20 protein-coding genes are annotated in these 20,937 nt (G+C 72.0%); 10 read left to right on the top strand and 10 right to left on the bottom strand.

From position 1 onward, the window contains the following. The first annotated feature begins 104 nt into the window (after positions 1–104). Positions 105–458, top strand: a complete 354-nt coding sequence (locus OG294_RS12390) for a hypothetical protein (RefSeq protein WP_327066533.1) — start codon at positions 105–107, stop codon at positions 456–458. Further along, positions 455–643 (top strand): hypothetical protein, encoded by a 189-nt coding sequence (locus OG294_RS12395; RefSeq protein ID WP_327066534.1) that lies wholly within the window; start codon positions 455–457, stop codon positions 641–643. The genes OG294_RS12390 and OG294_RS12395 overlap by 4 nt, the downstream gene beginning before the upstream one ends. Before the next feature lie 125 nt (positions 644–768). On the opposite strand, the gene OG294_RS12400 is transcribed toward OG294_RS12395, so the two are convergent. Beyond that, positions 769–2,298 carry a helix-turn-helix domain-containing protein gene (locus tag OG294_RS12400; protein WP_327066535.1) on the bottom strand — a complete coding sequence of 510 codons (1,530 nt, stop codon included), beginning with the start codon at positions 2,296–2,298 and terminating at the stop codon, positions 769–771. A gap of 99 nt (positions 2,299–2,397) precedes the next feature. After that, the gene (locus tag OG294_RS12405; RefSeq protein WP_327066536.1) at positions 2,398–5,088 is read right to left on the bottom strand and encodes an FHA domain-containing protein; all 2,691 of its coding nucleotides are present in this window, start codon (positions 5,086–5,088) and stop codon (positions 2,398–2,400) included. Positions 5,089–5,374: 286 nt separating this feature from the next. On the opposite strand from OG294_RS12405, the gene serB reads away from it, so the two are divergent. Continuing rightward, positions 5,375–6,643, top strand: coding sequence for a phosphoserine phosphatase SerB (gene serB, locus OG294_RS12410; RefSeq protein WP_327066537.1), 1,269 nt, complete (start codon positions 5,375–5,377; stop codon positions 6,641–6,643). A gap of 76 nt (positions 6,644–6,719) precedes the next feature. Here serB and OG294_RS12415 read toward each other — a convergent pair whose 3' ends face one another. From OG294_RS12415 to OG294_RS12425, 3 genes are all read right to left on the bottom strand, one after another. Next, positions 6,720–7,247 carry a SixA phosphatase family protein gene (locus OG294_RS12415; protein ID WP_327066538.1) on the bottom strand — a complete coding sequence of 176 codons (528 nt, stop codon included), beginning with the start codon at positions 7,245–7,247 and terminating at the stop codon, positions 6,720–6,722. A 49-nt stretch (positions 7,248–7,296) separates the two neighbouring features. After that, positions 7,297–7,419: an SGM_5486 family transporter-associated protein gene (locus OG294_RS12420; protein WP_281404038.1), complete on the bottom strand. Its 123-nt coding sequence runs from the start codon at positions 7,417–7,419 to the stop codon at positions 7,297–7,299. A gap of 69 nt (positions 7,420–7,488) precedes the next feature. Beyond that, positions 7,489–8,850 carry a CynX/NimT family MFS transporter gene (locus OG294_RS12425; RefSeq protein ID WP_327066539.1) on the bottom strand — a complete coding sequence of 454 codons (1,362 nt, stop codon included), beginning with the start codon at positions 8,848–8,850 and terminating at the stop codon, positions 7,489–7,491. 150 nt (positions 8,851–9,000) lie between these two features. Between OG294_RS12425 and OG294_RS12430 the strand changes: the two genes are divergently transcribed. Beyond that, a complete protein-coding gene (locus tag OG294_RS12430) occupies positions 9,001–9,684 on the top strand; it encodes a FadR/GntR family transcriptional regulator (RefSeq protein WP_327066540.1) in 684 nt (227 codons plus the stop codon). Positions 9,685–9,815: 131 nt separating this feature from the next. Here OG294_RS12430 and fabI read toward each other — a convergent pair whose 3' ends face one another. Continuing rightward, entirely contained in the window at positions 9,816–10,589 is a 774-nt protein-coding gene (fabI, locus tag OG294_RS12435) for an enoyl-ACP reductase FabI (protein WP_327066541.1), read from the bottom strand. A 4-nt stretch (positions 10,590–10,593) separates the two neighbouring features. After that, complete coding sequence (fabG, locus tag OG294_RS12440; protein WP_327066542.1) at positions 10,594–11,313, bottom strand: 3-oxoacyl-[acyl-carrier-protein] reductase; 720 nt, start codon at positions 11,311–11,313, stop codon at positions 10,594–10,596. A 274-nt stretch (positions 11,314–11,587) separates the two neighbouring features. On the opposite strand from fabG, the gene OG294_RS12445 reads away from it, so the two are divergent. From OG294_RS12445 to OG294_RS12470, 6 genes are all read left to right on the top strand, one after another. Beyond that, the gene (locus OG294_RS12445; protein WP_327066543.1) at positions 11,588–12,733 is read left to right on the top strand and encodes an MBL fold metallo-hydrolase; all 1,146 of its coding nucleotides are present in this window, start codon (positions 11,588–11,590) and stop codon (positions 12,731–12,733) included. A 142-nt stretch (positions 12,734–12,875) separates the two neighbouring features. Further along, positions 12,876–14,456: a TldD/PmbA family protein gene (locus OG294_RS12450; RefSeq protein WP_327066544.1), complete on the top strand. Its 1,581-nt coding sequence runs from the start codon at positions 12,876–12,878 to the stop codon at positions 14,454–14,456. Further along, entirely contained in the window at positions 14,456–15,868 is a 1,413-nt protein-coding gene (locus OG294_RS12455; protein ID WP_327066545.1) for a metallopeptidase TldD-related protein, read from the top strand. The genes OG294_RS12450 and OG294_RS12455 overlap by 1 nt, the downstream gene beginning before the upstream one ends. A gap of 21 nt (positions 15,869–15,889) precedes the next feature. After that, the gene (locus OG294_RS12460; protein WP_327066546.1) at positions 15,890–16,453 is read left to right on the top strand and encodes an RNA 2'-phosphotransferase; all 564 of its coding nucleotides are present in this window, start codon (positions 15,890–15,892) and stop codon (positions 16,451–16,453) included. A gap of 106 nt (positions 16,454–16,559) precedes the next feature. Further along, entirely contained in the window at positions 16,560–16,958 is a 399-nt protein-coding gene (locus OG294_RS12465; protein ID WP_442789146.1) for a DUF3099 domain-containing protein, read from the top strand. Between the two features lie 312 nt (positions 16,959–17,270). Then, on the top strand, positions 17,271–17,534 hold the full coding sequence (locus OG294_RS12470; protein WP_327066548.1) for a hypothetical protein: 264 nt from the start codon (positions 17,271–17,273) through the stop codon (positions 17,532–17,534). 7 nt (positions 17,535–17,541) lie between these two features. Here the strand turns inward: OG294_RS12470 and moaA are convergent, their stop codons facing one another. The 3 genes from moaA to OG294_RS12485 all read right to left on the bottom strand — a co-directional run bounded on the left by moaA (position 17,542) and on the right by OG294_RS12485 (position 20,651). Further along, the gene (moaA, locus tag OG294_RS12475) at positions 17,542–18,531 is read right to left on the bottom strand and encodes a GTP 3',8-cyclase MoaA (protein ID WP_327071522.1); all 990 of its coding nucleotides are present in this window, start codon (positions 18,529–18,531) and stop codon (positions 17,542–17,544) included. 105 nt (positions 18,532–18,636) lie between these two features. Continuing rightward, on the bottom strand, positions 18,637–20,259 hold the full coding sequence (locus OG294_RS12480) for a solute symporter family protein (RefSeq protein ID WP_327066549.1): 1,623 nt from the start codon (positions 20,257–20,259) through the stop codon (positions 18,637–18,639). Next, positions 20,256–20,651: a DUF485 domain-containing protein gene (locus tag OG294_RS12485; protein ID WP_327066550.1), complete on the bottom strand. Its 396-nt coding sequence runs from the start codon at positions 20,649–20,651 to the stop codon at positions 20,256–20,258. The genes OG294_RS12480 and OG294_RS12485 overlap by 4 nt, the downstream gene beginning before the upstream one ends. Positions 20,652–20,937 lie beyond the last annotated feature (286 nt).

Raw genomic sequence — 20,937 nt, forward strand, 5'->3', positions numbered from 1 at the left:
TGCACCCCGATCGAGTTCATCCGGCCCCGCCCACTGAGCCCGTCGCTCTTGGCGCCCCACCACCCCGTTGCCGTACGGTGGCCGCACAGCCCTTGGAGTCCACCGTGACCAGCGCAGCGCACCACTCCGACGAGCCTCGTATCCCGATGCCGCCCCTGGAGTACCCGGCTCTCCGGAAGGCGGTGGCGGTGCTCGTTCCGTCCCGCCTGCCCGAACTGTTCGAGGACATGCAGCAGGCTTTCACCTGGGCCTCCGAGCGTGACAGCCTGGCGCCGGTCCACCTCTTCCACCGCAAGTGGGGCGTCATCGTCGCGATCGAGCGCGTGCCCGCTCGGGCGGAGCGCTTCCACAGCTGCGAACGGCTGGTGGCCCAGTCCGAAGATCCCGCCGAGCGGCGTGCCGCGGCTCTCGAGCTCGCCGCCCTGCTGGCCGAGGCCGACCAGGAGATCTCCGCGTGAGCCAGTGGACCTGGGAGTTCCTCCCGGACGCCGACGCGGTGGTCGCGGGCCTGCCTCCCGAGGTGGTCAAGGAGGTGGAGGAGATCGCCACGGAGCTGTCCGTCGTCAACTCCATGGTCTGCCTGGACGGCCCGGACTTCCAGGATGCCGGCCCGGCCTGCGCAGTGTCTCCAGGCCGGACCTGATGGTCTTCTGCATCACGGACGTCAGAGGCGAAGCGATCTACATCGTCAGGGTTCACCACTACGGCTGACGCCGTGAGCGCAGACCCCGCTCGTCGATGTGCTCCGCCCCCATGCCTCCCGTCCCCTCAGATGTCCCGGAACGTCTCGATCTGCGCCCCGATCGAGTTCAGCCGGTCCGCCAGGTCCTCGTACCCCCGGTTGATCACGTACACGTTGCGCAGCACCGAGGTTCCCTCGGTCGCCAGCATCGCCAGCAGCACCACCACCGCGGGGCGCAGCGCCGGCGGGCACATCATCTCGGCGGCGCGCCACCGCGTCGGCCCCTCCACCAGCACCCGGTGCGGGTCCATCAGCTGGACGTTGGCGCCGAGGCGGGTCAGCTCGGTGAGGTAGATGGCGCGGTTGTCGTAGACCCAGTCGTGGATCAGCGTGGAGCCCTGTGCGGTGGCGGCGATCGCCGCGAAGAACGGGACGTTGTCGATGTTGATGCCGGGGAACGGCATCGGGTGGATCTTGTCGATCGGCGCGTGCAGCTTGGACGGGCGGACCGTCAGGTCGACCAGCCGGGTGCGGCCGTTGTCGGCGAAGTACTCGGGGCCGCGGTCGTAGTCCAGGCCCATCTCCTCCAGCACCGCCAGCTCGATCTCCAGGAACTCCACGGGCGCCCGGCAGACCGTCAGCTCGGACTCGGTGACCACGGCGGCGGCCAGCAGGCTCATCGCCTCCACCGGGTCCTCGGAGGGTGCGTAGTCCACGTCGCAGTCGATGACGGCCCGGCCGTGCACGGTGAGCGTGGTGGTGCCGATGCCCTCGATCTTGACGCCCAGGCGCTCCAGGAAGAAGCACAGGTCCTGGACCATGTAGTTGGGGCTGGCGTTGCGGATCACCGAGATGCCGTCGTGCCGGGCGGCGGCGAGCAGCGCGTTCTCGGTCACGGTGTCGCCGCGCTCGGTCAGCACGATCGGGCGCTCGGGGCTGACGGTGCGGTCGACCTCGGCGTGGTAGAGGCCGGTGGTGGCGGTGACCTCCAGGCCGAAGCGGCGCAGCGCGGCCATGTGCGGCTCCACGGTGCGGGTGCCGAGGTCGCAGCCGCCCGCGTAGGGGAGCTTGAAGCGGTCCACCCGGTGCATCAGCGGGCCGAGGAACATGATGATCGACCGGGTGCGGCGGGCCGCGTCCTGGTCCATCGCGTCCAGGTCCAGTTCGGCCGGCGGGGTGATCTCCAGGTCGGCGCCGTCGTTGATCCAACGGGTCTTCACGCCGATGCTGTGCAGCACCTCCAGCAGGCGGTAGACCTCCTCGATCCGGGCGACGCGGCGCAGCGTGGTGCGCCCGGTGGTGAGCAGCGAGGCGCAGAGCAGCGCGACGCACGCGTTCTTGCTCGTCTTGACGTCGATGCTGCCCGACAGGCGGCGCCCGCCGACCACCCGCAGGTGCATCGGACCGGCGTAGCCGAGCGAGACGATCTCGCTGTCCAGGGCCTCACTGATGCGGGCGATCATCTCAAGGCTGATGTTCTGTCCGCCGTTCTCGATCCGGTTGACCGCGCTCTGGCTGGTGCCGAGAGCGGTCCCCAGCTCCGCCTGCGTCCAGCCACGGTGCTTGCGAGCGTCACGGATGAGCTTGCCGATGCGCGAGAGGTAGTCATCTGCCATAGCCGAGACGATATCTCACGTATGAGATACGGGCGCGGGCGGTACCCCCCGTTCGGAGTACCGCCCGCCCTGACCTGCGATGAAGACGCGTCAGGCGCCTCAGCCCTTCTGCATGACCTCCGGCTCGTGCCGTCGCAGCAGCCGCAGCACCAGGAAGGCCAGCGCGGTGGAGAGCACCACGAGCATCGCCGAGTCGATCGACCACTGCAGCACCGAGTGCTTCCACAGGCCGTCATGCTCGTTCATGTGCGCCGGATCGAGGATCATCATGTGGCCCAGGTCCAGCGTGGTGCCGACCACCGCGACGCCCCAGCGGGCCGGCATCAGCCAGGCGAACTGCGCCAGCCCGGCCTTGTCGAAGAGTTGGAAGAGGCAGCCGGTGAAGACGACCTGGATGATCGCGAACATCACCAGCAGCGGCATGGTCTTCTCGGCGGTCTTCACCAGGGCCGAGATGACCAGGCCGAACATCATCGAGGCGAAGCTCAGCAGGATGATGCCGATCGCCATCTCGATGGCGGGCGCGTTCTTGAAGATCAGGCCCTGGGTGGGCAGCGCCCGGGTGGAGAAGCCCACCGCCGCGATGATCGCGCCCTGCAGCACGCTGAAGATGCCGAGCACGATGATCTTCGACATCAGGTACGCGGACCGGGACAGGCCGGTGGCGCGTTCTCGTTCGTAGATCGCCCGTTCCTTGATCAGCTCACGGACCGAGTTGGCCGCCCCGGAGAAGCAGGCGCCGATCGCGAGCACCAGCATGATGGTGCCGGCCGCGTTGTTGGAGCCGCCCTGGGGATTGGGCGCCAGGCCGTGGGTGGCCGGGACGACCGTGGAGACCACGCCGAGCACCGCGGGCAGCAGCACCGACAGCGCCAGGAAGCCCCGGTCGGAGGCGATCACCGACAGGTAGCGGCGGATCAGCGTCCACAGCTGGGAGCCCCAGCTCTGCGGCTTGGAGAGCTGCACCGGCTGGTGGTTGACCGGCGCGTGCTGCACGGCGACGGCGTCCACGTCCGCCGAGTACTGCTGGAAGTGCACCGAACCGCGGTAGCGGCCCGCCCAGTCGTGGTCGGGGTAGTTCTCGAAGGCCTGGAACACGTCCGCCCAGGTCTCGTAGCCGAAGAAGTGCAGCGCCTCGTCCGGCGGGCCGAAGTAGGCCACCGAACCGCCCGGCGCCATCACCAACAGGCGGTCGCAGAGCGCGAGTTCGGCCACCGAGTGGGTGACCACCAGGATCGTGCGGCCGTCGTCGGCCAGGCCCCGCAGCATCTGCATGACCTCGCGGTCCATGCCCGGGTCCAGGCCCGAGGTGGGCTCGTCCAGGAAGATCAGCGAAGGCTTGGTGAGCAGTTCGAGGGCGACCGAGACGCGCTTCTGCTGGCCGCCCGAGAGCGCGGTGATCCGGTTGTCGGCGCGCTTGTCCAGGCGCAGCTCGTAGAGCACCTCGTCGATCCGGCGCTGCCGCTCGGCGGGCTCGGTGTCACCGGGGAACCGCAGCCGGGCCGCGTACTTCAGGCCGGTGCGGACGGTCAGCTCCTTGTGCAGGATCTCCGACTGCGGCACCAGGCCGATGCGCTGGCGCAGCTCGGCGAACTGCTTGTAGAGGTTGCGGCCGTCGTAGAGCACCTCGCCGCGGTCGGCGGGGCGGTAGCCGGTCAGCGCGCGCAGCAGGGTGGACTTGCCGGAGCCGGACGGGCCGATCACGGCGACCAGCGACTTCTCCGGCACGCCGAAGCTGACGTCGTTGAGCAGGATCTTCTTGGCACCCTTGTGCTCCACCTCCACCGTCAGGTGGTGGGCGGAGAAGGAGACCGGGCCGTTGTCGATGAACTCCTGCAGCTGGTCGCCGACCAGCTGGAACGAGGAGTGGCCGACCGTCAGGCGGTCCTGCGGGCCGAGCAGCTGGCGCTGCGCGGGCATGCCGTTGACGAAGATCCCGTTGTGCGAGCCGAGGTCGACGATCTCGTACCGGCCGTCCGGCAGCTGGCGCAGCTCGGCGTGGTGGCGGGAGACCTGGAGGTCGGAGACGACGACGTCGTTGTCGAGGGCGCGGCCGATCCGGACGATCCGCATGCCCGCGGTGAGGTTGCGGACCATCGTGGGGTTGCGCTCGCCCAGGCCGGTGCCCGGAGCATCGGCGAACTGCGGCTGCGCCGCCCCCTGCTGATAGGCCGGCGGGCCCGGCTGCGCGTACGCGGGCGACGGCGCGGACGCCTGCGCGTACCCGGCCTGCGGCTGCCCCTGCTGCGGGTAGCCCTGCTGGGGCGGCTGCCCCTGCTGCTGCGGGAAGGCCGGCGGCTGCTGGTATCCCTGCGGGTACCCCTGCTGCTGGTACCCGTGCTGCGGCTGGGCCGGCGGCCCGCCCTGCCACTGCGGCGGCGCCCCCTGCACCCCCGCCTGCGCCGGAGCTGCCTGCACCGGTGCGGCCTGCGCCGGAGCCGTCTGCGCGGGCGCGGCCTGGTAGCCGGGCGCGCCCTGCTGGGCGGGCACCGCGGCGGCCGGCGCCGAGAAGACCAGCCGCGGCCCGTTCTCGCCGTTGCCCAGGTTCAGCACCGTGCCGGGCACCAGCTGCGCGTGCAGGGTGCGTCCGCCGGCGACCCAGGTCCCGTTGGTGCTGCCGTGGTCCTCCAACTGCCAAGCGGCACCGGTGAACGAAATGGTGGCATGCCGCCAGGAGACCCTGGCGTCCTCGAACGGGAAGTCCGCCTGCGGGTCCCGTCCGATGGTGTAGGCACGCCCCGGTTCGAGGGTCCGTTGCTGCCCGTTGATCTCTAGTACGAGTTGCGGCACTGTCCGCCTGCCCCGCTCTCTCGGTCCCCCGATGGTTTCCCCGTGAGCGGGGAGGGTGAGGAATATCGCGTCTGACGGGGGGTAATCATTCCAGCTTGGCCCGGAGGGCGAAAAGTCGCCCCCGACGACTGTGACCAGGCGGCAACGTTCCCAGGTTCCCCCGGTGACAGCCCGCCCGGCCCGGTGCCCGCCGGGTCCACCGGACCGGTTCACGGTGCACACCGGGCGTCCACGGGACGGACGCGCACCGGCTCCCGCGCCCGGTCCGGGTAGCGTGGTCCGTACCATGGACACCACACCCCCGCAGCCCCGGTCCGCCGACGACAAGCGCACTCTGCTGGTCAAGGTGTTCGGCAAGGACCGCCCGGGCCTCACCACTGGACTCTTCGCCACGCTGGCCGCTTTCGAGGTCGATGTGATCGACCTCGAACAGGTGGTCACCCGGGGCCGGATAACGCTCTGTGCCCTGGTCACCCCGCCGACCGGCGGCGGCCCCGGCGCCGAGGGCGCACTGCGCGTCACCGTGCACCGCTGGGCCGAGGAGCAGCACCTCCAGGCCGAGATCATCTCCGGCACCGGCGACAACCGGCCGCGCGCCGAGGGGCGTTCGCACGTCACCGTGCTCGGCCACCCGCTGACCGCCGCGGCCGTCTGCGCGCTGGCCCACCAGATCACCGCCGAGGGCGGCAACATCGACCGCATGTTCCGCCTGGCCAAGTACCCGGTGACCGCCGTCGAGCTGGCGGTCTCGGGCGTGGCCACCGACCGGCTGCGGGCGGTGCTCGCCCTGGAGGCCGCCGCCCAGCGGGTGGACATCGCGGTGGTCGCGGCCGGCCTGGAGCGGCGGGCCAAGCGCCTGGTCGTGATGGACGTGGACTCCACGCTGATCCAGGACGAGGTGATCGAGCTGTTCGCCGCCCACGCGGGCTGCGAGGCCGAGGTCGCCGAGGTGACGGCGGCGGCGATGCGCGGCGAGCTGGACTTCGGCGAGTCGCTGCGGGCCCGGGTCGAGCTGCTGGCCGGGCTGGACGCGGGGGTGGTGGAGAAGGTCCGCTCGGAGGTCCGGCTCACGCCGGGGGCGCGCACACTGATCCGCACCCTGCAGCGGCTGGGCTACCAGGTCGGGATCGTCTCCGGCGGGTTCACCCAGGTCACCGACTACCTGGTGGAGCTGCTCGGACTGGACTTCGCCGCGGCCAACACCCTGGAGGTGGCCGACGGCCGCTTCACCGGGCGGGTCACCGGCGAGATCGTGGACCGGGCCGGCAAGGCGCGCTGGCTGACCAGGTTCGCCGAGCGGGCCCGGGTGCCGCTGGAGCAGACGGTGGCGATCGGCGACGGCGCCAACGACCTGGACATGCTCAACGCCGCCGGGCTCGGGGTCGCCTTCAACGCCAAGCCGGTGGTCCGGGAGGCGGCGGACACGGCGGTCAACGTGCCGTTCCTGGACACCGTGCTCTACCTGCTGGGGATCACCCGCGAGGAGGTCGAGGCCGCCGACGAGCTGCACGGCACCCCGCCGGAGTACGAGCCGCAGGACCTCCCGGGGTCCTGAGCCCCGACCACCCGGACGGGCCCGGTGCGCGAGGCGTACCGGGCCCGTCCGAGGTGGCGAGGGGGCAGCTCGCCGCTCAGTCCTGCGCCGGCGCGAAGTACGAGACCAGCGTGGCCACGCCCGGCTCGACGTCCTTCCAGGACCCTTCGAAGGTCAGCACCACGATGCCGGCGGTCGGGAAGCCGCCCCGGCGCAGCTGGACCAGCTCGTCGCCCAGGCTCGCGTCCCCGGCCAGCACCTCGGTCAGGTTCTGCACCCCGGGGTTGTGGCCGACCAGCAGCACGTCCGCGTACGCGTCCGGGGTCTCCTGCAGGACCTCGATGATCTCGCCCGCGGTCGCGTCGTAGATCCGGTCCTCGAAGACCGTCTTCCGGGCCCGCTTGGGCAGCTCGTGTGCCGCCAGCTTCCAGGTCTCCCGGGTGCGCAGGGAGGTGGAGCAGAGCACGTAGTCGGGGTCGATCCCCGAGTCGGCCAGCCACCGGCCGGCCGCCGGTGCCTGGTGCCGGCCGCGGTCGGCCAGTGGCCGCTCGTGGTCGGTCACCTCCGGCCAGTCGGCCTTGGCGTGTCGGAGCACGATGATCCTGCGGGACGCGTTGACGCTCATTGGAAAAGCTTCGCAGAAAACCCCGCCCGGCCGCGGGTCGGCGGACCTCTCAGCCCATCGACTGGGCGATGGTCGCGATGATCGAGATCAGGACCACGATGCCGATGATCGCCGCGAAGACCAGCAGCAGCTTCTTGCGGCCGTCGGTGGGGTTGGGTTCGAGAACTGGCATGGCCAGAGTCTCGCACCCGTTCCCGACCGGACGGCACCCGGGGTGGACGGACACCCGCGGCAGCGGCCCTCAGCCGACCTCGTCCTCGATGTGCCGGGCCCGGGCCGCGCGCAGCCCGATCAGCACCTGCGGCACCAGCAGCACCGCCAGGAACCCGAGCGGCACCGTCCAGCCGTTGGTGCTCTGGTACAGCGCGCCGACCAGGATCGGGCCGGGGATGGAGATCAGGTAGCCGACCCCCTGGGAGAACGCGGACAGCTGCGAGACGCCACCGCTGGTCCGCGCCCGCAGGCCGATCATGGTCAGGGTCAGCGGGAAGGCGCAGTTCGACAGGCCCAGCAGCACCGCCCACAGCCACGCCCCGCCGACCGGCGCGATCATCAGGCCCAGGTAGGCGGCGACCCCGCAGGCGGCCAGCGCCACCACGAAGATCCGCTGGTCGCCGCGCCGGGCGGCCCAGTTGGGCAGCACGAAGGAGACCGGCACCCCGACCGCCATGGTGAGCGCCAGCAGCAGGCCCGAGGTGCCGGCGCTCACCCCGGCGTCCTGGAAGATCTTCGAGAGCCAGCCCATCACCGCGTAGGCGCCGGTGGCCTGGATGCCGAAGAAGCAGGCCAGCGCCCAGGCGGTCCGGCTGCGGGTGATCGCCAGCCGGTCACCCGCCGCAGCCTCCGCGGCTGCCGACTGCCCGCCCGGCCCCCCGCCCGCCTGGACGTCCGGCCGACCGCCCGCCTCAACGCCCGCCCGAACGCCCGCCGGACCGCCCCGCCGTCCGTCGCGCCGCAGCAGCAGGACCAGCAGCCAGCTCAGCAGCCCGAGCCCGCCCAGCACCGCCCAGATGCCCAGGCCCACCCGCCAGCTGCCGCCGAGCGCGCTGGTCAGCGGCACGGTGACGGCGGCGGCGAGCGCGGTGCCGGCCGACAGCGCCATCGAGTACAGGCCGATCATCGGACCGACCCGCTCGGGGAAGTACCGCTTGATCACCACCGGGATCAGCACGTTGGACACCGCCACCCCGGCCAGCGCGAGCGCGGTGAGCAGCAGGAAGGCGGCCGTCCCGCCCGCGAACGAACGCGCGGCGACGCCGGCCGTGATCGCGCCCATCCCGGCGGCGACCACCACGATCGGCCCGAACCGGCGGGCCAGCACGGGGGCCGCGAAGCCGAGCACCGCGAAGCAGAACGAGGGCACCGCGGTGAGCAGCCCGGCCACCGCGGCGCTCATGTGCAGGTCGTCCCGGACCCGCTGGAGCAGCGGACCGAGGCTGCTGACGACGGGGCGCAGATTGACGGCGGCCAGCGCCACCGCGACGGCCAGCAGCACGCCGAGCAGGCGGGCGCGGGGGTGGTCGGCCACGGCCGCCGGGCCGTCGGTGGCAGGGCCGGCGGCCGGCGCGGTCGGATCGGTCGTGGTGTCTGCTGCGGAGGACATGAGCGCCATCATAGAATGATGGGATGATTTAGCCACCCGTTTTGATCCACTCCCTGACATCCACTCCCCGGAATCCACTCCCGCACCCATCACCCGGACCCGGGCCGGAGGAGGGAAGATGGTCCCCACCCGAGCCATCCAAGGAGCACCATGACGCTGTCCTCGCCCCGGCGGACCCCGCTGGCCGATCAGGTCATCGCCCAGCTGCGGGCCCAGATCACCTCGGGCGAGTGGCCGGTCGGCTCCCGCATCCCCACCGAGACGGCGCTGGTCGAACAGCTGGGCGTGGCCCGCAACACCGTGCGCGAGGCGGTCCGGGCGCTGGCGCACAACGGGCTGCTGGACATCCGCCAGGGCTCGGGGACGTACGTGCTGGCCACCAGCGAGCTGGCCGGGGTGATGCACCGCCGGTTCGCCGACGCCGAGCCGGACCAGGTCGCCGAGCTGCGCTCGCTGCTGGAGGCCTCGGCGGCGGCACTGGCCGCCGAGCGGCGCACCGAGCGGGACCTGGCGCTGCTGGAGACCACCCTCGCCCGGCGCGAGGAGGCCTGGTTCGGCGGCGACACCGAGCTCTTCGTCCAGGCCGACGCCGCCTTCCACCAGGCCGTGGTGGCCGCTTCCCACAACGACGTGCTGGCCGCGCTCTACGCCGACCTCGGCGAGGTGACCCGCGCGCACCTGCGCCAGGACATCGGCCCGGTGCTCTCGCCCGAGCGCTACGTCGGCCACGACGGCATCCTGACCGCCATCCGGGCCGGCGACGCGGCGGCGGCGGCCACCCACTCCTCCACCGTGATCGGCGCCTGCGAGCGGATGGAGCGGGCCGGCCACTGACCGGCCCGCACCGGAACCCGGAAACGGTGAACGCCCCCTGGTCGAGACCAGGGGGCGTTCACCGTTGCTCGGCGCTGGGCCGTGTCTCACAACGCGCGCCTGGCGGGAATTGTGAGACACGGCCTAAAGCCTCAGGCGCCGATCGCGTGCAGCCCGCCGTCCACGTGGATGATCTCGCCCGTGGTCTTCGGGAACCAGTCCGACAGCAGCGCCACCACACCGCGCCCGGCCGGCTCGGGGTCCGAGACGTCCCAGGGCAGCGGCGAGCGGGCGTTCCAGGTGTCGGCCAGCTGACCGAAGCCCGGGATCGACTTGGCGGCCATCGAGCCGATCGGGCCGGCCGAGATCAGGTTGCAGCGCACGTTCTGCTTGCCGAGGTCACGGGCCAGGTAGCGGGAGGTCGCCTCCAGCGCGGCCTTGGCGGGGCCCATCCAGTCGTACTGCGGCCAGGCGACCTGCGCGTCGAAGGTCAGGCCGACCACCGAGCCGCCCTCGGGCATCAGCGGCAGGCAGGCCATGGTCAGCGCCTTGAGCGAGTACGCCGAGACGTGCATCGCGGTGGCCACCGACTCCCACGGCGTGTTCAGGAAGTTGCCGCCGAGCGCGTCCTGCGGCGCGAAGCCGATCGAGTGGACCACGCCGTCCAGGCTGCCGAGGTGCTCGCGCACCTGGTCGGCCAGGCCGTCCAGCTGCTCGGTGTTGCTGACGTCCAGCTCCAGCACCTTGACGTTCTCCGGGCGCGGCAGCTTCCTGGCGATCCGCTCGGTCAGGCTGGGCCGGGGGAAGGCGGTCAGGATGATCTCGGCACCCTGCTCCTGAGCCAGCTTCGCGGTGTGGAAGGCGATGGAGGACTCCATCAGCACTCCGGTGATCAGGATCCGCTTGCCGTCGAGAATTCCGCTCATGTCCTCAGTGACCCATGCCCAATCCGCCGTCCACGGGAATGACGGCTCCGGTGATGTACGCGGCCTCGTCGGAGGCGAGGAACCGCACGGTGGAGGCGACCTCGGCAGGCGCGGCGTACCGGCCCAGCGGCACTCCCGAGACGATCTCCGCGCGGCGCTCCTCGCTGAGCACCGCGGTCATGTCGGTGTCCACGAAGCCGGGGGCGACCACGTTGACGGTGATGCTGCGCGGGCCGAACTCACGGGCCAGCGAGCGGGCGAAGCCGACCAGGCCGGCCTTGGAGGCCGCGTAGTTCGCCTGGCCCGGCGAGCCGGTCAGGCCGACCACCGAGGAGACCAGCACGATGCGCCCCTTGCGCGCCCGCAGCATCTTCGCCGAAGCACGCTTGACCACCCGGAAGGTACCGGTGAGGTTGGTGTCCACCACCGAGGTGAAGTCCTCCTCGGTCATCCGCAGCATCAGGATGTCCTTGGTGATGCCGGCGTTCGCGACCAGCACCTCGACCGGGCCGTTGGCGGCCTCCACCTCGGTGAAGGCGGCGTTCACCTGCTCGGCGTCGTTGATGTCGCAGCGCACCGCGAGGACGCCGAACTTGGCCAGCTCCTCGGGGACCTCGCCGGAACGGCTGGTGATGGCGACCTTGTCGCCCGCCTCGGCGAAGGCCTGGGCGATGGCGAGGCCAATGCCCCGGTTACCTCCGGTGACGAGAACCGAGCGGCTCAACGATCCACCTCTCCCTGTCGTGTCCTGTGGCGCGCAGGTGAACGTACGCACTGTGACGCTATCGGTCGCATCAGTACCGCGGCGAATCGGGCCTCCACAGGTGATCCGGTCCGGTTCTGTCACATTCCGACAATTCGCCCGTCCGGCCGACCCCCGGGTACTGTCGGGAACGCCGAACGCCGAGTACCCGTTGCCCTGTCGGTGCGGGCCGGTGCAGTCGTAGCCTGTGCCCCGACCGACTGCCGAGAACTCTCCAGAAAAGGGCGGCATCCCGATGAGCGAGGCAAACCCCCGGACCTCTTGGCACCGGGGCCGGCTGCTCACCCTGGCCACCGTGGCCGCCGGCCTCGGCGCCGCGGCCTGGGCCCTGCGCGAGGTCCCCGCCGCTTTCGGCCGGACCCCGGACGCCGAGCACGACGACCGCATCCGTAACTCCCCGCAGTTCGCCGACGGCAGTTTCCACAACTCCCCGTCCGAGCTCGCCCGCACCCCCCTGGGGTTCTCCCCCCTCAACACCAGCACCCTGCGCCGGTTCCTCACCGAGCGCGCCGGGCGCGCACCGAGGCGCCCGATCCCGCTGGCCGACCAGTTGTCGGCGCAGCCCGCCGCCTCCGGCGTGGCGATCACCTGGTACGGCCACGCCTCCGCGCTGGTCGAGATCGAGGGCACCCGGGTGCTGCTCGACCCGATCTGGAGCGAGCGCTGCTCGCCCTCGGGCCTGGTCGGCCCCAAGCGGCTGCACCCGGTGCCGGTCGAGCTGGAGGACCTGCCGGCCGTGGACGTCGTGCTGATCTCGCACGACCACTACGACCACCTGGACATGCCGACGGTCAAGCGCCTGCTGCGCAGCCAGTCCGCGCCCTTCGCGGTACCGCTGGGCATCGGCGGCCACCTGCGGCGCTGGGGCGTGCCGGAGCACCGGATCATCGAACTGGACTGGGATGAGAAGTGCACGCTGGGCGAGCTGACCGTCACGCTCACCGCCGCACACCACTTCTCCGGCCGCTCGCTGACCCGCAACACCACCCTCTGGGGCTCCTGGGTGATCGCCGGGCCCACCCGCAAGGTCTTCTACACCGGCGACTCCGGGTACTTCGAGGGCTACACCGCGATCGGCGCCGCGCACGGCCCCTTCGACGCCGCCCTGGTGCAGATCGGCGCCTACGACCAGTACTGGGCGGACATCCACCTGAGCCCCGAGGACGCCGTCCTGGCCCACCGGGAGCTGGGCGGCGGGCTGCTGGTCCCGGTGCACTGGTGCACCTTCAACCTGGGCCTGCACCCGTGGGCCGAGCCGGTCGAGCGGCTGCTGGCGGAGGCCAAGGCCCAGGGCGTGCCGGTCGCCGTGCCGCGTCCGGGTGAGCGGGTCGACGTGGCCGACCCGCCGGAGCTCGACCCCTGGTGGGCCGACCTGGCCTGAGACGGCCGGAATCTGACGTTCCGTCAGGCAGACGGCGCGATATTTCCTGGCCGAGAACCCCGGTGACAGGACATGATTCGATGCGGGAGCCCCTGTTGTGCTCAAGGGGCCCCGCATCGCCGTGTCACACCCAGGGAGTCCGATGCCGCCGACCACCAGCAGCGCACCGTCCGGCCGCCCGGTCGATCCGCTCTTCCTCGCCCTGCCGCTGCATCGGCTGGCCGCCGCCGCCCTCGAGCGGGCCGGGCAACTCGGCGCCTCCCATGCCGACTTCCGCCTGGAGCGGGTGCGCAACGGCACCCTGCGACTGCGCGACGCCAAGCCGGCCGGCAGCGCCGACACGCTGAGCCTCGGCTACGCGGTGCGGGTGGTGCTGGACGGCGCCTGGGGCTTCGCCGCCGGGGTCGACCTCACCGAGCAGGCCGCCGCCAAGGTGGCCGAACAGGCCGTCGCGGTGGCCCGGTTGTCGGCCCGGATCAGCCGGGCGGCCGGCTCCGACGACCTGGTGGAGCTGGCCGACGAGCCGGTGCACGCCGACGCCACCTGGGTCTCCTCCTACGAGATCAACCCCTTCGACGTGCCGGACGCCGAGAAGACCGGCCTGCTGGCCGACTGGAGCGCCCGCCTGCTGGCCGCCGAGGGCGTCTCGCACGTGGACGCCCAGCTGATGACCGTGCAGGAGAACAAGTTCTACGCCGACAGCGCCGGCACCGTCACCACCCAGCAGCGGATCCGGCTGAATCCCACGCTGGAGGCGGTCTCGGTGGACGAGCGCACCGGCGCCTTCGAGTCGATGCGCACCCTGGCCCCGCCGGTGGGGCGCGGCTGGGAGTACCTCGCCGGGGCCCCGGGCGCCGGACCCGGCCGCCACGCCACCGGCTGGGACTGGCAGGGCGAACTGGCCCAGCTGCCCGAGCACCTGGCCGAGAAGGTCAAGGCCCCCAGCGTCCGGGCGGGCCGCTACGACCTGGTGATCGACCCCACCAACCTCTGGCTGACCATCCACGAGTCGATCGGCCACGCCACCGAGCTGGACCGCGCGCTCGGCTACGAGGCCGCCTACGCCGGCACCTCCTTCGCCACCTTCGACCAGCTCGGCACGCTGCGCTACGGCTCGGAGCTGATGCACGTCACCGGCGACCGGACCGCCGAACACGGCCTGGCCACCATCGGCTACGACGACGAGGGGGTGGCCACCCAGTCCTGGGACCTGGTCACCGACGGCGTCCTGACCGGGTACCAGCTCGACCGCCGGATGGCGAAGGCGAAGGGCCTGGGCCGGTCCAACGGGTGCGCCTTCGCCGACTCCCCCGCGCACGTCCCGGTGCAGCGGATGGCCAACGTCTCGCTCCAGCCGGCCGCCGACGGGCCGGACACCGCCGAGCTGTTCGCCGGGGTCGAGAACGGGCTCTACCTGGTCGGCGACCGCTCCTGGTCGATCGACATGCAGCGGTACAACTTCCAGTTCACCGCGCAGCGGGCCTACACCATCAAGAACGGCCGGCTCGGCGGCCAGGTCAAGGACTTCGCCTACCAGGCGACCACCACCGACTTCTGGCGCTCGATGCGCGCGGTGGGCGGGCCGCAGACCTACCTGCTGGCCGGCGCCTTCAACTGCGGCAAGGCGCAGCCGGGTCAGATCGCCGCGGTCAGCCACGGCTGCCCGTCCGCCCTCTTCGAGCAGGTCAGCATCCTCAACACGCAGCAGGAGGCGGCGCACTGATGGCCACCCAGCACACCCCCCACGAGCTGGTCGAACGCGCCCTGGAGCTGTCCCGGGCCGACGGCTGCGTGGTCCTGGTCGACGAGAAGTCCACCGCCAACCTGCGCTGGGCCGCGGTGGACTCGCGCCCCGGCAGCGCGCTGACCACCAACGGCGTGACCCGTGGCCGCTGGGTGACCGTGGTGGCCACCGTGGACGGCACCGAGGGCACCGCCGCCGGCGTGGTCTCCCGGGAGGCGGTCACCGGAGACGAGCTGGCGGAGCTGGTCCGCGCCGCCGAGGACGCGGCGCGGGCGGCCGGCCCGGCCGAGGACGCCCAGCCGCTGCTGCCCGCGGCTCCGGTCTCCGCCGACTTCACCGCGCCGCCCGCCGAGACCTCGATCGACGTCTTCGCCGCCCTCGCCCCCGAGCTCGGCGCGGCCTTCGCCCGGGCCAGGTCCGCCGGCCAGGCGCTCTACGGCTTCGCCCACCACGAGCTGACCAGCACCTACCTGGGCAGCTCCACCGGCCTGCGGCTGCGCCACGACCAGCCCACCGGCACCGTGGAGCTGAACGCCAAGGCGCACGGCTCCTCCGCCTGGGCCGGGGCCGCCACCCGCGACTTCACCGACGTGGACGTGGCCGCCCTGCAGGCCTCGCTCACCGAGCGCCTGGAGTGGGGCAAGCGCCGGATCGAGCTGCCGGCCGGCCGCTACGAGACCCTGCTGCCGCCCTCCGCGCTGGCCGACCTGATGATCTCGCTGTGCTGGGCGATGGATGCCCGCGAGGCCGCCGAGGGCCGCACCGTCTTCAGCCGCCCCGGCGGCGGCACCCGGCTGGGCGAGCGGCTCACCGACCTGCCGCTGACGCTGCGCTCCGACCCGGCCGAACCCGGCCTGCAGAGCGCGCCGTTCGTCCTCGCGCACGCCTCGCACGACGACCGCTCGGTCTTCGACAACGGCCTGCCGGTGGGCGCCACCGAGTGGATCTCCAAGGGCGAGGTGGCCGGCCTGCAGACCACCCGGCACACCGCCGCCGTCACCGGCCTGCCGCTGCGCCCGGCGGCCGACAACCTGATCCTCGAACTGGCCGACCAGCGCGCCGCCCCGACCATGGCCGAGCTGGTCGCGAGCACCGAGCGCGGGCTGCTGCTCACCTGCCTCTGGTACATCCGCGAGGTGGACCCGGCCACCCTGCTGCTCACCGGCCTGACCCGGGACGGCGTCTACCTGGTCGAGGACGGCCGGGTGGTCGGCGAGGTCAACAACTTCCGCTTCAACGAGTCCCCGGTCGACCTGCTCGGCCGGATCACCGAGGCCGGCCGCACCGAGCACTGCCTGCCCCGCGAGTGGAGCGACTGGTTCAGCCGCGCCGCGATGCCCCCGGTGCGGGTCAAGGACTTCAACATGAGCTCGGTCAGCCAGGCCTCCTAGGCCGTGAGCAAGGAACCCTCTTTGGACGACAAGCACACGGTCAAGGCCTCCAAGCGGCTCTCCCGGATACTCCGGCACGACCCGGGATCCGTCGGCCTGACCCTGGACGAGGGCGGCTGGGTGGCGATCGACGCGCTGCTCGCCGCCCTCGCCCGGCACGGCAACCGGCTCGGCCGCGCCGACCTGGACCACATCGTGGCCACCAGCGACAAGCAGCGCTTCGGCTTCTCCGAGGACGGGCGGCGGATCCGCGCCAACCAGGGCCACTCGGTGGCCGTCGACCTCGGCCTGGCCGCGGCCGAGCCGCCCGCGGTGCTCTACCACGGCACCGCCGGCCGCTCGCTGCCGGCCATCTTCGCCGAGGGCCTGCGCCCGATGAGCCGTCAGGACGTCCACCTCTCGGCCGACGTGGCGACCGCGCTCAAGGTCGGTGCCCGGCACGGGAGCCCGGTGGTGCTGCGGGTCGACGCCGCCGCGCTGGCCGCCGCCGGGCACCGGTTCCGGCGCAGCGACAACGGCGTCTGGCTCACCGACCACGTCCCGCCCACCCACCTCACCGTTCACACCCCGACCGGCGCGCCGTAACGGCCGGCTCCCCCGCTCTCCTTCCCGGGCGCGGCCCGGCGTACCGTGGACCAAACCGGGCGGAATCGGTGTCGCGCGGGTGGGAGCGGCGGGAGCTGAGGCGGCGATGCAGGTGGGCAGGAGCACGGACGACAAGCAGGTCTTCCGGATCACCGGGGCCCGGACCAGCCTCACCGAGGACGTCCGCGGGCGCCAGCGCCGCTATGTGATCTCGATGCTGGTCCGCACCCTCTGCGTGCTGCTGGCGGTGGCCCTGTGGAACGTCGAGCGCTACGTGGCGATCGGCGCACTGGTCGGTGGGGTGCTGCTGCCGTACTTCGCGGTGATCATCGCCAACGCCGGGCGCGAGCGCGCACCGGGTCTGCCGAGCACCTTCGACGTGCCGGCCGCCACCCCCCTGATGCTCGGCCCGGGCGGCACCGGCCCGCTCGGCACCGGCCCGCTGGGCGCCGAGACCGCCACCGGCCCCGCGGACGGCGAGCCGGACACAAGCACCGCATGCTGACTCTCCGTACACAGGCACGTCGACGGCACAGCTGAGGTTTCATATCAGCTGTGCCCGGATTGCCCAATTTTGCTGCCCTATGGGGCCACTGAACCTCAGGAGAAGCTCAAATAAGTCATGCGGGCTCTAGCCAAACCCCCTCCTTTCCGTGACATACTGCGTACGCGCTCCGCATCCCCCGTCGGGGCGATGGACCGACGCCGGGCGGCTCCCCCCGTGGCTGCCCGGCGTCGCCATGTCCACGCGACGCCATGTCCACTTCAAGAGCATGGTGCAATCCTGCTCAGCCCCGCCGGGTGAGAAACTTCGATCATGAGCATCGACTTCTTCGGCAACGCGGCCGGCGGCCCCTCCGGTCCCCCCGTCTGCTCGGCCAAGGGCTGCCAGGCGGACGCCGTCTGGGTGCTGGTGTGGAACAACCCCAAGCTGCACACCCCCGAGCGCCGCAAGACCTGGCTCGCCTGCGCCGAGCACCGCGAGCACCTGTCCCAGTTCCTGGGCGTGCGCGGCTTCCTGCGCGAGGTGGTGGCCCTGGCCGACTGGGCGGCGCAGTCGGACACTCCCCCGGAGCACTGACCGCCGGTCAGCCGCCGATCGCCGACATCGGCCGGTCCGGCTGGTGGAACTGCGGGTCGTCTATCCCCGCGCCCGCCTTCTTGCCCCACATAGCCGCCCGCCACAGGTCGCCCAGCTCGGCGTCCGAGGCGCCCGCCCGCAGCGCGGTGCGCAGGTCGGTCTCGCCGGTGGCGAAGAGGCAGTTGCGCACCTGGCCGTCGGCGGTCAGCCGGGTCCGGTCGCAGGCCCGGCAGAACGGGCGGGTGACGGAGGCGATCACCCCGACCGTCCCGGGCCCGCCGTCGACCACCCAGCGCTCGGCCGGCGCGGCCCCGCGCACCGTGCTGGGCTCGGGGGTGAGGGTGAAGCGGGCGGCGAGCAGGTCGAGGATCTCCTCGGCGGTGACCATCCGGGAGCGGTCCCAGCCGTGCTGCGCGTCCAGCGGCATCTGCTCGATGAACCGCAGCTGGTAGCCGCGCTCCAGGCACCAGGCGAGCAGCTCGGGCGCCTCGTGGTCGTTGACCCCGCGCATCAGCACCGCGTTGAGCTTGACCGGCGTCAGCCCCGCGGCCTCGGCCGCGGCCAGGCCGTCGAGCACGTCCTGGTGGCGACGGCGGCGGGTCAGGGTGTGGAAGGTCTGCGGATCCAGCGTGTCCAGCGAGACGTTGACCCGGTCCAGACCCGCCTCCCGCAGCGCCCGCGCGGTGCGCGCCAGGCCGATGCCGTTGCTGGTGAGCGAGAGCTCGGGACGCGGCGCCAGCTGTGCGCAGGCCGCGACGATACCGACCAGCCCGGGCCGCAGCAGCGGCTCACCCCCGGTGAACCGCACCTCGCGCACCCCGAGCGCGGTCACCGCGAGCGAGACCAGGCGGACGATCTCCTCGTCGGTCAGCAGCTCCGGCTTGCCGAGCCACTGCAGGCCCTCCTCGGGCATGCAGTACGTGCACCGCAGGTTGCACCGGTCGGTGAGCGAGACCCGCAGATCGACGGCCTGCCGTCCATGGCTGTCCAGCAGCACGGTGCCCACCAGTCCCTTCTCGTCCGGCGCTCCCCAGCGCCGAACCGGCGCCCGGCCCGCCGACGGCGGACCGGGCGCAAGCATAGACCGGCGGGATCTCGGGCCTCAGTGCGCGCCGATCCCGGTGAGGGAACGAACCTCCAGTTCAGCGTACTTCGCCGGATCGGCCGGGCGGCGGGAGAACAGGGTGCCGAGCCAGCCGGCCAGGAAGCCGACCGGGATCGAGACCAGCCCGGGGTTCTCCAACGGGAACCAGTGGAAGTCCGCGTGCGGGAAGAGCGCGGCCGGGCTGCCCGAGACCACCGGCGAGAAGACCACCAGCAGCACCGAGCTGACCAGCCCCGCATAGATCGAGCAGACCGCGCCGCTGGTGGTGAAGCGCCGCCAGAACAGCGAGTAGAGCAGCGTCGGCAGGTTGGCCGAGGCCGCCACCGCGAAGGCCAGCGCGACCAGGGCGGCAGTGTTCAGCTTGTCCGCGTAGATGCTCAGCGCGATCGCCACCGCCCCGATCACCACCGCCGCCAGCTTGGCCGAGCGCACCTCCTCGCCCTCGCTGACCCGGCCCCGGCGCAGCACTCCGGCATAGAGGTCATGGGCGAAGGAGGCGGAGGAGGCCAGGGTGAGCCCGGCGACCACGGCGAGGATGGTGGCGAAGGCCACCGCCGAGATCACCGCGAGCAGCAGCGCGCCGCCGGTGGAGCCCGCGCCGCCGCCCAGTTGCTGGGCCAGCAGCGGGGCCGCGGTGTTGCCCGCCGTATTGGAGGCCTTGATCGCCTTCGGCCCGACCAGGGCCGCCGCGCCGAAGCCGAGCACCAGCGTCATCAGGTAGAAGACGCCGATGATCCCGATCGCCCAGAGCACCGAGGTCCGGGCCGTGCGCGCGGTGGGCACGGTGTAGAAGCGGACCAGCACGTGCGGCAGTCCGGCGGTGCCGAGCACCAGGGCCAGGGCCAGGCTGACGAAGTCCAGCCGACTGGTGCCGCTCACCCCGTACTTGAGCCCGGGGGACAGGAACGCCGAGCCCTTGCCGCTGGCGTGCGCGGCGGCGCCCAGCAGGGTGGAGGGGTTGAAGTCGTACCTGGCCAGCACTAGGACCGTCATCAGGGCGGCGCCCAGGATCAGCAGCACCGCCTTGACGATCTGCACCCAGGTGGTGCCCTTCATCCCGCCGACGGTGACGTACAGCACCATCAGCGCGCCGACCGCCACCACCGTCCAGCGCTGGGCGGCCTCGCCGTGGACGCCGAGCAGCAGGGCGACCAGCGAGCCGGCCCCGACCATCTGGGCCAGCAGGTAGAAGACCGAGACCACGATGGTGGAGATGCCCGCCGCGGTGCGCACCGGGCGCTGGCGCATCCGGAAGGCCAGCACGTCCGCCATCGTGTAGCGGCCGGAGTTGCGCAGCGGTTCGGCGATCAGCAGCAGCGCGACCAGCCAGGCCACCAGGAAGCCGATCGAGTAGAGGAAGCCGTCGTAGCCGGCCAGCGCGATGGCGCCGGCGATGCCGAGGAACGAGGCGGCGGACATGTAGTCGCCGGAGATCGCGAGCCCGTTCTGCAGGCCGCTGAAGCCGCGCCCGCCGGCGTAGAAGTCGGTCGCGGTCCTGGTCTGCCGCCCGGCCCGGAGCGTGATGGCCAGGGTGGCCAGCACGAACAGGGCGAACAGCGAGATGGTCAGGGCTCGGTGGTCGGCGGGGCCGGCCAGCGCGAGGCTGCTCGGGTGGGTCATTCGACTGCCTCCCGGGAGGGGGCGGGCATGGCGGAACTATGGCGTTCTCGCAGCTCCGCGGCGCGCGGGTCGAGCCGGCGGGCGGCGAAGCCGGCGTACCGGGCGGCGATCGCGAAGGTGCTCGCGAACTGCAGCAGCCCGAGCAGCAGGGCCGTGTTGACATGCCCGAACAGGGTGGTGGCCATGAAGTCGTGCGCGTAGCAGGACAGCAGCACGTACAGCAGGTACCAGAACAGGAAGGCCACGGTCACCGGGAAGGCGAAGCCGTGGAAGGCGCTGCGCAGGGCGCGGAACTCGGGACTCCGCTCGATCTGTGCCACCGCACCGGTGGTGGGAGCGGGACCGGCGGCGGGGCCGTCGGGTCGGATTCCGGGCTGCGGGGGATGGTCCACTCCGTCTCTCCTGACGTCTTGGGGGGACAGGCCGCGCGGCCAAGGGGGGACGGGGAACGACCGCGCGGAGCTGCGCCGGTGGGGCACCTGGGACGTGATGGGCATCACGCGTCCTGTGCGTGCCGATGCATGCTAAGAGCGAGTGGTTCCCTGCGAAACGCGAATTGGACACGTTCGGCGCACTCTTCACACCGGCGCCGTAGGAAACTGGCCGAAAGGCGCCGTCCAGCGCCGATCTTCGGACACGACTTGAGGGGCTTCACCAATAACTGGTAAAGCCCCTCAA

The sequence above is a fragment of the Kitasatospora sp. NBC_01302 genome, from assembly GCF_035976515.1.
In the GTDB taxonomy this organism is placed as follows: Bacteria; Actinomycetota; Actinomycetes; order Streptomycetales; family Streptomycetaceae; genus Kitasatospora.